This is a genomic window from Streptomyces albipurpureus (genome assembly GCF_023701525.1).
Classification (GTDB): domain Bacteria; phylum Actinomycetota; class Actinomycetes; order Streptomycetales; family Streptomycetaceae; genus Streptomyces; species Streptomyces albipurpureus.
The window spans coordinates 70,972-83,074 of sequence record NZ_JAMQAW010000036.1 but is presented as its reverse complement, the minus strand read 5'-3'; the positions used below and the strand labels follow the sequence as shown (position 1 = coordinate 83,074).

At 70.4% G+C, this 12,103-nt stretch carries 9 protein-coding genes and 1 pseudogene; 4 read left to right on the top strand and 6 right to left on the bottom strand.

The window, feature by feature from the left end:
• Positions 1-174: 174 nt before the first annotated feature.
• Positions 175-3,135, bottom strand: coding sequence for a glycoside hydrolase family 84 protein (locus NBG84_RS27490; RefSeq protein WP_425608704.1), 2,961 nt, complete (start codon positions 3,133-3,135; stop codon positions 175-177).
• A gap of 622 nt (positions 3,136-3,757) precedes the next feature.
• On the opposite strand from NBG84_RS27490, the gene NBG84_RS41615 reads away from it, so the two are divergent.
• The 3 genes from NBG84_RS41615 (at position 3,758) to NBG84_RS27475 (ending at position 6,672) form a co-directional block, all read left to right on the top strand.
• The gene (locus NBG84_RS41615) at positions 3,758-4,144 is read left to right on the top strand and encodes a hypothetical protein (RefSeq protein ID WP_250922309.1); all 387 of its coding nucleotides are present in this window, start codon (positions 3,758-3,760) and stop codon (positions 4,142-4,144) included.
• Between the two features lie 10 nt (positions 4,145-4,154).
• Positions 4,155-6,281 (top strand): 4-alpha-glucanotransferase, encoded by a 2,127-nt coding sequence (gene malQ / locus NBG84_RS27480; RefSeq protein WP_250922308.1) that lies wholly within the window; start codon positions 4,155-4,157, stop codon positions 6,279-6,281.
• Positions 6,282-6,438: 157 nt separating this feature from the next.
• Positions 6,439-6,672, top strand: coding sequence for a hypothetical protein (locus NBG84_RS27475; RefSeq protein ID WP_250922307.1), 234 nt, complete (start codon positions 6,439-6,441; stop codon positions 6,670-6,672).
• Positions 6,673-6,955: 283 nt separating this feature from the next.
• Here NBG84_RS27475 and NBG84_RS27470 read toward each other — a convergent pair whose 3' ends face one another.
• Positions 6,956-7,555: a MarR family winged helix-turn-helix transcriptional regulator gene (locus NBG84_RS27470; protein WP_308312117.1), complete on the bottom strand. Its 600-nt coding sequence runs from the start codon at positions 7,553-7,555 to the stop codon at positions 6,956-6,958.
• Positions 7,556-7,656: 101 nt separating this feature from the next.
• Between NBG84_RS27470 and NBG84_RS27465 the strand changes: the two are divergent.
• Positions 7,657-8,574 (top strand): annotated as a pseudogene (locus NBG84_RS27465) (EamA family transporter); the annotation flags it as partial.
• A gap of 299 nt (positions 8,575-8,873) precedes the next feature.
• Here NBG84_RS27465 and NBG84_RS27460 read toward each other — a convergent pair.
• Genes NBG84_RS27460 through NBG84_RS27445 form a run of 4 tightly spaced genes read right to left on the bottom strand, consistent with a single transcriptional unit; the run spans position 8,874 to position 11,698 of the window.
• The gene (locus NBG84_RS27460) at positions 8,874-9,503 is read right to left on the bottom strand and encodes a GTP-binding protein (RefSeq protein ID WP_250922306.1); all 630 of its coding nucleotides are present in this window, start codon (positions 9,501-9,503) and stop codon (positions 8,874-8,876) included.
• On the bottom strand, positions 9,484-9,840 hold the full coding sequence (locus NBG84_RS27455) for a DUF742 domain-containing protein (RefSeq protein ID WP_250922305.1): 357 nt from the start codon (positions 9,838-9,840) through the stop codon (positions 9,484-9,486). The genes NBG84_RS27460 and NBG84_RS27455 overlap by 20 nt, the downstream gene beginning before the upstream one ends.
• Positions 9,837-10,253, bottom strand: a complete 417-nt coding sequence (locus NBG84_RS27450; protein WP_250922304.1) for a roadblock/LC7 domain-containing protein — start codon at positions 10,251-10,253, stop codon at positions 9,837-9,839. The genes NBG84_RS27455 and NBG84_RS27450 overlap by 4 nt, the downstream gene beginning before the upstream one ends.
• Positions 10,250-11,698 carry a sensor histidine kinase gene (locus NBG84_RS27445; protein WP_250922303.1) on the bottom strand — a complete coding sequence of 483 codons (1,449 nt, stop codon included), beginning with the start codon at positions 11,696-11,698 and terminating at the stop codon, positions 10,250-10,252. Before NBG84_RS27445 ends, NBG84_RS27450 begins: the two co-directional genes overlap by 4 nt.
• Positions 11,699-12,103 lie beyond the last annotated feature (405 nt).

The window sequence follows — 12,103 nt, the reverse complement described above, 5'->3', positions numbered from 1 at the left end:
TCACGGTTCCCCGCTCTCCCGGCCGAGACGGCACCCCAACCCGGGCCCGGAGCCACCGCGTGACCCGACCCGCAGCGGTACGCGGATAGGGTGCCGTGTCTTCGGCCAGTGGCCCGCGGCGCGGGCGTCTCACCGGGCCGGCACCCCCGGTATCTCCCACGAGTGCCACCGCGCTCACTCCTTGGTGATCGCGTACGCCTCCGCCGACCACAGCGAGTACCCAAAACGGGTCGCCCGTTTGTCGCCCTGTATCCGGATGAAGCGGACCTCTTCCCTGGAGTCCATCCGCACCGCCTCCCGGCCCCCCCGACCGTCCTCCACCGTCGCGGCCGTGCGCCAGTTGCGGCCGTCCGTCGAGACCTGGACGCGGTACTTGGCCGCGTAGGCGTCCTGCCAGTGCAGTACGACCTGGCCCACCCGGGTGGGGCTGGCCAACTGGAGCTGCCACCAGGCACCGTCCTCGGCCGGTGATGACCAGCGGGTCTGCGGATCGGCGTCGATCGCGGCACCAGCGGGGAAGTCCGGGGTCTCGTCGCCCGACGAGAGCGCCGATGAGCCCACCGCAAGCGCCAGATCGGGCCCCCCGGTCGGAGGGAAGGCCCGTACGGTCAGTGTCTGTATCTGCCCGGCGAAGGACAACGGCACCTGGTACTCGCCGGCCGGGGTGCCCGCCGGTACGGAGACCGTCACCGCGACCTGGGTGCGCACCCCTCGGGGCACGGCCGTCTGCGGGGGGACCTTCACCACGATTCCCTTGGGCGCCTTGGCGACCAGCGCTCCCCGCACTTCGCCAGGACGGTGTGGCGTCAGCTCTGCCAGGGCCTGCCCAGGCGGCCCGCCGATCTCCACGTCCAACTGTTTCCGTACGAGAGCGAGACCGGCCGCGGCCTCGTCGGAGAACCACGGCACCAGGGACCGGACGGAGACGGGGGCCATGCCCTGGGGGACGACGCGGATCGCGTCCGCCAGCATTCCGCGGCCGTCCACCTGCGTCCAGCCATCGGGTGACAGCGTTCCGATGGGCAGCCATCCCTGGCCGGGCAGATGGGCTTCCAGCCTTCCGGGGCCCGTCTCCAGCGCGGTCATGGCGACCACGGCGGTCAGCGGACGCGCCCGGCCGAAACGCACACTGTCGTGGCCCGCGGTGTTCTTGAACCGGTTGGCACCGGTCCAGGTCGTCCCCTCCGTCTTGACCCGGTCGAAGAAGGGGTCAAGAACGCCCTTGCCCACCGTGGCCCGGCTCGCCGCGAGCTGGGCGCGCAGCGAATCGATGGCGAGCGAGGCCCGCCAGGCCGCCGGCCCGTCGCCGCGCTGCTGCGCTTGCAGCATGTCGACCGCCAGCTCTCCTGCTCTGCCGTACCGGGCGAGCTGTTCCAGCCAGGGTCTTACCTCGTCGTCCAGGCGGCCATCGGCAGGGGTCTTCAGCGACTCCTGCACCTGGCGCATCACGGTGAACTTCGCGCGCAGAGCAGTGGCCGCCCGGTCCCTGGCGGCGGGGTCCGCGCCGGCCCGTGAGCGCCAGAACTCGTCGAAGAGGGGCTTGAGGTAGCTCGACTCGGAGGGGTTCAGTATCGACGAGGAGTGGTTGCCCGCCAGCGCGCCGAGCGCTTCCCTGGTCCCCGCGTCTCCACCCGCCAGGTCGGATATCGCGGCCTGCCAGGACTCATCGGGACGGTACCCCCGCGGATTCCAGGCGAAGTCGGCCGCGGTGAACAACGGAATGCGGGACGCCGATGCCTGCTCCATCGCATTGGCGAGCAGCGCGGAGGAGCCGGTGGCGACGGCAGGCTCACGGCCCGTGTAGGGGCCGAGGAAGATCCGGTCCTGGGCGTAGTCGTTGACCGGGTAGTTGTCCATCGTGACCAGCGGATGCTTGAACGCTTTCCGAGCCCCGGCCAGTTCACGGCCCGTGATGGTTCGCGGCACCACGCCGACGCCCGTCCAGGCCACCTGAACCCGCCCGTCCAACTCGGCGGCGAGGGCCGTTCGGTACTCGGTGACACCGTCCTGGTAGAACTCGGTCGGCATCAAGGACAACGGCTCGGCACCCGGATAGCGATCGCTGAGATGCCGGGCCACGGCGTCCGCGACGCGCGCGTGCGCCTTCGCGGCGGCCTTCGGGCCGGAGCCGTACACCTCGACGTCCTTGTCGCAGTGCCACTCGCTGTAGCTGACGTCCTGGAACTGGACCTGGAAGGCGCGCACCCCCAGCGCCCACATGGCGTCGATCTTCCGGATCAGCGCCTTGATGTCACGGTCGTCGGCCAGACACATGGCCTGGGCGGGGGCGACCGCCCACGCGAGCGTGACGTGATTGCGCCGGGCGCTGTCGGCGAGTTGCCGGAACTCCGCACGCTGTGCGGCCGGGTAGGGGTCGCGCCAGCGGGCCTGCCGGAACGGATCGTCACCAGGCGCGTAGAGATACCGGTTCTGCTTGGTGCGCCCCATGAAGTCCACCTGCGCCAGGCGCTCCTGGTGCGTCCACGGCTGGCCGTAGAAGCCCTCCGTCATGCCGCGCACCGCTGTGCCCGGCCAGTCCCGCACGACCGCACCGGCGACGGCCGTGCCACCCGCGGCGGTCTTGGTGATCAGCTGACGCAGCGTCTGCACCCCGTGGAACAGACCGCTCTCGCCGACACCGTCGATCGCCACCGAGCCCCGCCCCTGAACCAGACCGGCCGCGATCCGATAGCCACCGGTCGGCAGGTCGGCACGCTGCGGGGCTCGCAGGGCCGTCAGCGCGTCCTGGGCGCCCGCGCCACCGATGGAGAAGACGGGGCCACGGCCGGGCAGTGCCGTGTAGAGCGTCTGGACGCCGGAATCACGCAGCAGTCGGTGGGCCAGTTGGACGGCATGGGGATCGGCGCCCGGGGCGGCGATCACGGTGGCCTCCTCCCCCAGCGCCACGGCAGGGCCCGCCGCGCGTATCGACTGCGGGCGCGGCCACACGGACGGAAGCCCACTGTCGCCCTTGGGGTCCTCGGTGTTACGCGCGGGCGAACCGGGGTCGGTGGGGGCGGCCACTGCCCCCTGCGCACCGCCGAGGAGACCGCCGATCACCGCGACCGCGACGGCGGTAGCCGTACGCCTGCTGCGCACGAGTCGCAACGCTGCCCCCTCGTTCTTGGATGCCATCGATCCCCGGATGTCACCGTTTGGTCTCGAAGCCCACCACTAGCGCGGGGAAGGTGTCAATGTGCGTGGCCGTTGTGTGGCTTTTGCCTACCGTGACGGGCGGTTCAGAGGCCGCTGGGAGGGTGCCGAAGGCGGATCCGGAGGGCTGGGCGTTGTCCTTACCCGAGCTCCGCCGCTGCTTTCCGCCTCAGGCCGCCCGCTGCTTTCCGTCGAGTCGGCACGGCTTTCCGTCGAGCCCGCACGCTCCTTGTGTCCCGGCCCGCACGCTCCCTGCGCCGCGGGCCGTAGAGCCCGCCATGGGCACCGCCGCCGCGCCGGGGCCGGAGGCCGGAGCGGTACCGCCGCGGCGGGTTCCGGGATGCGCCGGTTGGGGGCGCCCGGTGGCACCTCGCGGCGCCCGGTGGCGCGCCGGGGCGAGGGGTGAGGGGGTGAAGGGGTGGAGACAGTGAGAGGGGTGCAGACGGGGGAGGAGGTGGAAAGCGGGGAGGGGAAACCACTCTAACCCCGGGAACCTTCTGTGACGAAGGACACGTTGATCGGTTGTACGGGTCTGCAGCGACACCCCCTGGGTAGGCCTGTTGTGACTCGTTACCGCCAGTATCGACTGTTGGGAGTGTCCGTCATGGCCGCGTCTGCCCATCTTCTGCTCTCCGCGTTCGCCCCGCTGTCCGCAGTGCTGCCCGAGCAGCCGGCGACCGCGGAACACACCTCGGGTACGGCCCGATCGAGTGACTCATCGAAGAGGGTTCGTCCCGGGGAGAAACCCCTCACCCCCGCAGGGCCCGCGGACAAACCCTCGGGGCAGCGCCCCCTCCTCGGCATACCCTCCGGCCCCGCGCCCGGCCCGTATCTGAGCGAGCTGCCCGGCCCCGGCCCGCTGACCAGCGAGCCCCCGCTGCCCGACGCGGCCCCGCTCACCAGCGAACCTCCCCTTGCCTCCCTCACCCCGCTCACCAGCGAGCCGACTGCCGCAGCGATCACCGGAGGCACCCAGTCCCCAGGAGTCTGAAGGAGTCCTTATGGGCCTAGCCAGGCTCGCGGCGCTCTACGGTGTCGCGACTGCCTACTCGCCCTCCGAGGGTGTGACCGTCCCCGTTCCCGAAGCCACGGTGATCGCCGTCCTTGCCGCGCTGGGCATTGACGCAGCGGGCCCCGCGCAGATCCGGAGCGCGCTGGATCGCGCCGAGTCCGCCGCGGCCAAGCGGCTGCTGCCCCCCACGGTGGTCTGCTGGCAGCGGACCACCGCCCCCGGGGAGAGCGGAGAGGCCCCCGGGAGCGGACCTCCGGTGCTGGCCCGGCTCCCTGAGGGCACCGCGCTATGGATCACCCTGGAGGGCGAGCCCACGGCGGCACCCCAGGGGCCCGACCCCCGATGGGATGAGTTGCCCCACGGCGTCCACCGGCTACGGGCCGAGACGCCCGACGGCCGCACGGCACACGCTTCCCTGATCATCGCCCCCGCCAGCGCACCGCTCCCTCCTCGCCGCGCCCACGGCTTTCTCGTCCAGCTCTACTCCCTGCTCTCGCAGCGCTCCTGGGGCATGGGCGACCTCGGTGACCTCGCTGAGCTGGCGAGTTGGTCCGGGCGTTCGCTCGGCGCCGGATTCCTTCAGATCAACCCGCTCCACTCCGCCGTACCCGCCAAGCCGGGAGGCAGGGCGGACCCCTCTCCGTACCGGCCTTCGTCCCGGCTGTTCCCCGACCCCGTCCAGCTACGGATCGAGGACATCCCCGAGTACGCCTACGTCAGCGGCCCGGACCGACAGCGGCTTGATCTGCTGTGCGAGAAGGCCGCGCGGCTACGGGAATCGGTGTTGGACAAGGGCGCGCTGATCGACCGGGACGCCGTATGGGCGCTGAAGCGCTCAGCGCTGGAGTCGGTGTTGCGCGTCCCCCTCGGGCCCGGGCGGCGGGCCGACTACTGCGATTTCCTCGCCGAACGGGGCCGCGCCCTCGATGACCACGCCACCTGGTGCGCACTCGCCGAAGTGCACGGGCCCGACTGGCACTCCTGGCCCGCCGAGCTCCGCGACCCTCGCTCGCCCCGCACCGCCCGGGCCGGACAGGAGCTGAGGGAACGCGTCGAGTTCCACTCCAAGGCCGCCTGGCTCACCGACCGCCAGTTGATCGCGGCCGAGGGGGCGGCGCGCGCGGCGGGCATGAGCATCGGCGTCATCCACGATCTCGCGGTCGGGGTGCATCCGGGCGGCGCCGACGTCTGGGCCCAGCCGGAGGTCTTCGCCGCGGGAATGTCCGTCGGCGCGCCACCCGACGCGTTCAACGGCCGCGGCCAGGGCTGGGGCCTGCCACCGTGGCGACCGGACGCACTGGCCGCGTCCGGCTACGCCCCGTACCGCGAACTGCTGCGTGGAGTGCTGCGCTACGCGGGGGGAGTGCGGATCGACCATGTGATGGGACTCTTCCGGCTCTGGTGGGTGCCCGAAGGCAGCCCACCCACCGATGGCACCTATGTCCGCTACGACGCCGAGGCGATGCTCGCCATCCTCGTCCTGGAAGCGGACCGGGCGGGAGCGATCGTCCTGGGTGAGGACCTCGGCACGGTCGAGCAAGGGGTACGGGAGACACTGGCCCGGCGCGGGGTGCTGGGCACATCCGTGCTCTGGTTCGAGCGCGACTGGGCGGGCGGGGGCCGTCCACTGCCACCCGACGCATGGCGCGAGGGCGCTCTGGCGACCGTGACCACCCACGATCTGCCGTCCACGGCGGCCCGACTCACCGGCGCGCACACCGAACTGCGCGCCCGGCTGGGACTGCTCACCCGGCCCCTGGACCAGGAGCGATCCCGCGAGCGTGCCGATGTCCACGAATGGCTGCGCCTGCTGCAAGGTCTCAGGCTGCTGCCCGAGGGGACGAACGACGAGGAAGGGCAGATCCGAGCGGTCCACCGCTTTCTGCTGCGGACCCCGGCCCGGTTGATCGGAGTCTGGCTGCCGGACGCGGTGGGGGACCGCCGTCCACAGAATGTGCCCGGCACCTGCGATGAGTATCCGAACTGGCGGCTTCCGGTGGCGGACGCCGAAGGCCACCCCGTCACCCTGGAGGAGTTCGCGTCCTCGCCCCGGACGCATGCGCTGATGGAGGTGTTCGCCAACCGCCGGCCCCCGGGGGTTCGCCCCCCTCGGTAGTGCGGGCCGGGGAGCGCGGTGCCCCTGGGGAGACCCGGGGTGTCCCCACGTCAGACGGTCCCGACCGACGCCGGGGCGGGCATGGCTCCCCGCCCCGCCCTGCCCCGTACGGCACCCCGGGCGCGCGGCTCAATCGGCCGTTCGCTACGTTGGCACCGTGGACAAGAAGAACGCTTTGCGCGCCGGCACCGTCGTAGCCGGTACGACGCTGATGATGCTGCTCCTGTCGTCACCCGCGCTCGCCCTGACGCGTGACGACGGCGACGACCCGGCCCCGCGCCTGAGTGTGGTCGAAACCCTTGGCCTCTTCGTCATCACCCCGCTGGCGATCTTCCTGCTGATCGCGGGCCTGGTCATGGTGCTCGACAAGTCCAAGAAGCCACAGGTCTAACCGCCCACCGCGGTACGGACCCTCCCTGGGCGCTCCCGGGGTGTGCACGGCTGGTCGTGCGCATCTGAGGGGCGCCCTCGGCATGCACTCCTCGGCGTTCGGTGTGCCGGAGGGTCGTCGCGTCGGGTGATCGTCGCGTCCGGCGGTCGATGGGTACGGGTGTGAACCGCACCGACCGCACCGGGCGGACGCCACCCTCCAGCCCCACCTTCCAGCCCCACCGGCGCCCTCCGCCGTGCTCCGACTTCACCGGGAGCCGGCCCGGCCCTACTCAAGCCCGGCCCTACTCATGCGCGCCGAGCAGCTTGCGCAGCAGTGTGGCCAACTGCTCCGCTTCCTCCGTGTCGAGTGCTGATCCCAACTTCTGGTGCTGGACCCCGAGCCCCGCGGTGACCGCCCCGTCCGCCAGTTCCAGGCCTCGGTCGGTCAGGGTGACCCGCAGCGCCCGCCGATCGTCCGGACAGGGGTTACGGGTGAGCAACCCGGCCCGCTCCAGCCGGTCCAGCCGTCCGGTCATCCCCCCTGTGGTCAGCATCAAAGTCGCCGACAGCTCGCGCGGTGAGAGGGTGTACGGCTCCCCTGAGCGGCGCAGAGTCGCCAGTACGTCGAACTCCCCACGCGACACCCCGAAGCGTGCGTACTCCTTCTCGACCGCGTCCCCCATGGTTCGGGCGATGCGGTAGATCCGGCCGTAGACGGCCATGGGCCCGGTGTCCAGATCCGGTCGCACCTGAGCCCACTGGTCGACGATCGCGTCCACGGCGTCAGCGGCGAACGGCCTGCCTTCCCCGGTCGTCGTGGTGGCTGCCCGCTCCGTCGGACCGGTCGCAGCGCCGGGGGAGTGCTGTCGACCGGGGGAGTTCGGGGTGTGGGACGAAACCATGGGAACAGTATCCGTCCCTTGTGGGTTGACTGCAATTAAGTTACTCGCTACTAAGTAGCTAGCGAGTAAGCTATTTACTTGTCTTCTCCGGGAGGGACCCCATGAACCGAGCCGCCGTTATCGCCCTCACCGCGCTGGCGCCGATCTCCTGGGGCTCCACCTATGTGGTCACCACCGAGTTGCTGCCACCCGATCGGCCCCTGTTCACCGCGATGCTCCGCGCCCTGCCCGCAGGAGTGCTGATCCTTCTCCTCGCCCGGGTACTGCCGCGCGGGGCCTGGTGGTGGAAGACCGGGGTCCTGGGGGCACTCAATATCGGGGCCTTCTTCCCGCTGCTCTTCCTGGCCGCCTACCGCCTGCCGGGCGGGGTCGCCGCTGTCGTTGGCTCGGTCGGGCCGCTGGTCGCCATCGGGCTGGCGGCGCTGCTGCTCAGCGAACGACCCACACTCCGCACCATGCTCGCCGCGATAGCCGCGACCTTCGGTGTGAGCCTGGTGGTGCTGCGGGCAGGGGCCGCACTCGACCTGGTGGGGGTGCTGGCCGGGCTTGCCGGTGCGGCGTCGATGTCCGCCGGTGTCGTCCTCACCAAGCGGTGGGGGCGTCCCACCGGCGTCGGCCCGCTGGCCATGACCGGATGGCAGCTCACCGCGGGGGGCGTGCTGATCGCGCCGCTGGCCCTGCTGGTCGAGGGGCCGCCGCCCGCGTTCGATGCCCGCGGTGCGGCCGGGTACCTCTATCTGGCCCTGGTGAACACCGCGGTCGCCTACTGGCTCTGGTTCCGCGGCATCGAGCGGCTGTCCGCCACTTCGGCCACGCTGCTGGGGCCACTGTCACCGCTCACCGCGGCCGTCATCGGTTGGGTCGCGCTCGGGCAGACGCTCGGCCCCGTACAACTTCTGGGCATGGCCCTGGCATTCGGTGCGACCCTGGTGGGACAGCTGGGCCCCCGTCGCCCAGCGGCGGTCCTGCCGCCACTCGATCAGCGGGCCCCGGCGGTTTCCCGCACCCGTGCCGCCCGCCGTTCAGGCTCTCGCGGTGCTGACGATCCCCGAGACGCACCGGGGCTCCGTGCCCCAACGGATGATCCGGCTGCCGCGGAGCCGTCGGCCTCTCGGTCCGCGTCGGAGCCCGCTCGCTCCCAACCGTCACGTAGGGCGATCCAGCACCCGCCCCACCCCACCGCACTCCCACGATCGATGAGCGACAGACCCCGCACCAGTGGCCGGTCCAGCCGCGAGAACAACGGCGGACCGGCCTGCGCGTCACCACCCGTACCAAACAGTGCCCACCGACCAGGGCGCGGTGGACAACCGGTCCGCTAGGAGGCTTCGATGGCCGCCGACGACACCGCGAGCGACTGCAGATACCGCATCAGCGCCATCAGCACATCTCGGCTTGACCCCCGCAGTCGGGCGTCGCACTCCACGATCGGCACCGAAGCGGGCAGATCGAGCGCGCCCCGGATCTCCTCGATCGGATAGGGGGGCGCGTCCGGGAACGAGTTGACGGCCACGACGAACGGCACCCGCCACTCCTCCAGCCGTCCGATGACATCGAAACTGACCTCAAGGCGCCGGGTGTCGACCAGCACGACCGCTCCGAGCGCGCCTTCGAACAGGCCGCGCCACAGAAACCAGAACCGTTGCTGCCCCGGGGTTCCGAACAGGTACAGCACCAACTCCTCATTGATGCTGATCCGGCCGAAGTCCATGGCCACGGTCGTCGAGGTCTTGCGCTCCACCCCGTGGGTGTCATCGACGCCGACCCCGGCCTGCGTCATGGTCTCTTCCGTGGTGAGTGGCCTGATCTCGCTCACCGCGCCGACCAGGGTGGTCTTACCCACCCCGAAACCGCCGACGATGACCACTTTGACCGCCGCTGTGGTGGTCTCAGGCAGCACATCCTCGCTGCGCGGCCCCAGGGCCTGCTCAGAGCTTCTGAAGTCCATCGATCACTGCCTCAATCAAAGCGCGGTCGGGGAGTAGGGCCGGCTGGACCGGCGCGCGTGCCATCACCTGCTTGTCGATCAGTAGATCGCTGAGCAGGACGGTGACCACGCTCACCGGGAGACTCAGATACGCGGAGATCTCCGCGACCGAGAGGGGTGCTTGGCACAGTCGGATGATGGCGGCCTGTTCCGGCTGCATCCCGTGCCGGGGGCCCGACTTGGCCACGATCAAGGTGACCAAGTCGAGCGCTGCCGGCACGGACGCGCCGCTGCGGCCGCCGGTAATGACGTACAGCCGCTCGGGACTACTGTCTTCCCAGTCCCCCGCTTTGTTCACGCGGACTGCCTGTCCTGACGCGGCGGTGTGCTCAGGTGCTCGCCGATCCGCAGCACGAGGTCGCGCATCCGCTGCCCCATCAGCCCGGCGTCGACCCCTTCGTCGGCGAGTACGGCGAGGTACGCGCCGGCGCCCGCCGCCATCAGATAGAAGAAGCCGCCGTTCATCTCGATGACGACGAGGTGCATCCGCCCGTCGCTGCCGGGGAGTTCGGCGGCGACCGCACCGGCCAGGCTCTGCAACCCGGCGCAGGCGGCGGCCAGGCGGTCGGCGGTGTCGGTGTCGGCGCCGAACTGGGCCATCCGTAGGCCGTCTGCGGACAGCACGACCACATGCCTGGTCTGCGGTACGCCTTCCGCCAAGTCCTTGAGCATCCAGTCCATGTTGGTCTGGTTGGACTGCTGCTGAATCATGGCTGCGTACTCCCCTTGTTCGTCTGGGTGGCCTCACCGGCCAGGCCGTTCTGGAACGCCGCGAGCCACATGCCGGGCTGTACCGCGGGTGCGGACTCCGACTCCTGTGCCGAGACGGCGGGCGCTGCGCTGACGGGGTTCTTCCGGCGCCGCTGTGGCAGACCGGTCGGAGTCCGTTCGGTGATGACCGGGAGTTCCTCCTCGGTCGGCATGAAGTCCTTGGTGGAAGGCCCGGTCACCGGCCTGATCGCTCTGACCGGCCGTTCCGCGGGAAGCGGCGCGCTGTTCGGGCGGGGCCCTGAGGTGGCCCCGATGCCATGGGCGAGGCCGCTGGCCGACGAGACGGTGGTGATCAGATCCGTGGGTACCACGAGTACGGCGCGCACTCCGCCGTACGCCGAAGAGCGCAGCGACACCTGGAAGCCGTAGGCCTGCGAGAGCCGACCGACCACCGCGAGTCCGAGGCGGGGGGTCTCACCGAGGTCATTGACATCGATGCCCTGCTGGGCCTGCTGCAGCATCCGCTCGGCCCGCTGGCGGGCCTCCTCGCTCATGCTGACTCCGCCGTCCTCGATCTCCACGGCGATGCCCGAGTTCACATCGAGGGCCGTGAGGTGGACCTTGGTCTGCGGCGGGGAGTAGCGGGTGGCGTTGTCGAGGAGTTCGGCCAGAGCGTGGATCAGCGGTTCGACGGCGGTGCCGACGACGGCGACCTCCGCGACCGAATGCAGTTCGACCCGCTGGTAGTCGGTGATACGGGACATCGCGCCACGCATCACGCTGTAGAGGGGGACGGCCCTGCTCCACTGGCGCCCCGGGCGGGCACCGCCGAGTACGGCGATGGAGTCGGCGAGCCGGCCGATCAGAGCGGTGCCGTGGTCGATCTGGAGCAGATCGCCGAAGACCTCGGGGTTCTTGCCGTGCCGGTCCTCCATCTCCCGCAGCTGCTGTGCCTGCTGGTGCACGATGGCCTGGACTCGACGGGCGATGTTCACAAAGGCACGTTGGGCCGACTCGCGGAGGTCCTCCTCCTTGACAACCGCGTCAAGGACTGAACCGAGTACCGCCTGGTGCTCGGCTGAGGTATGGAGGGAGTCGAGGATGTCCTCCGGGAATTCGCCCTTGCGCAGCCGCTGCACCACGAGCGGCAGCAGTTCGACGACCAGACGGGTGGTCTCGGCCTGCTCCCGGGCCAGCGCCGCCTCGCGTTGGGAGAGCCGCAGGTTCAGTAGGGTCACCCGCCGTCCGCGGCGCACCGTCTCCGCGCAGGAGATGGCGATCGCGAACACGGCGATCACATCGACCCAGATCACAGCGGTGCGAGCGGAGGACGAGACCAGGGCCGCGGCAGTTGCCGCTGCGGCGGCGGTGATGACGACGGGCACGAGCCACACAAGGGAAGCCGTGGGCCGCGGATTTCCGGTCGACGTTTCCTGTCGAACCATCAGCACCCTCAAACCATCGGAACGGGAATCAAACCATCGGAACGGGAATGATCAAATGATGTCAGTCGGGGAGCATATCCCCGTCTGGTTACGGGTGGTGACGAGAGTTCAGCAAATTTGGCGGGATGTATGCGCTCGAAAATGGCGAAGATGCCCGTGTCGTGGGCTCCGAGCCTTGGATGATCGATTTTAAGCCAAATTATGAACGGAGTCAGGGGAAAAGACGTCCACCGGACCGGAGGGAAACCGCTCCCATCACTTCCGACCTGCACAGACAGCTATCGGACGGCCATGCCAGGGAAACGGGCTACCCTCCACCAGCGCCCCCAGTGGCCGCGCCGAACGGTGGTAGACGCACCAAAGGGCTGCGACTGGGGTAGATCCCCCGGTCGCAGCCCTTTGGCA

Bases quoted from the DNA above. Each gene is read 5' to 3' on its own strand.
- NBG84_RS27460 (WP_250922306.1), bottom strand. From the start codon at position 9,503: ATGGACTTCAGAAGCTCTGAGCAGGCCCTGGGGCCGCGCAGCGAGGAT.
- NBG84_RS27490 (WP_425608704.1), bottom strand. From the start codon at position 3,135: ATGGCATCCAAGAACGAGGGGGCAGCGTTGCGACTCGTGCGCAGCAGG.
- malQ (WP_250922308.1), top strand. From the start codon at position 4,155: ATGGGCCTAGCCAGGCTCGCGGCGCTCTACGGTGTCGCGACTGCCTAC.
- NBG84_RS27445 (WP_250922303.1), bottom strand. From the start codon at position 11,698: ATGGTTCGACAGGAAACGTCGACCGGAAATCCGCGGCCCACGGCTTCC.
- NBG84_RS27450 (WP_250922304.1), bottom strand. From the start codon at position 10,253: ATGATTCAGCAGCAGTCCAACCAGACCAACATGGACTGGATGCTCAAG.
- NBG84_RS41615 (WP_250922309.1), top strand. From the start codon at position 3,758: ATGGCCGCGTCTGCCCATCTTCTGCTCTCCGCGTTCGCCCCGCTGTCC.
- NBG84_RS27470 (WP_308312117.1), bottom strand. From the start codon at position 7,555: ATGGTTTCGTCCCACACCCCGAACTCCCCCGGTCGACAGCACTCCCCC.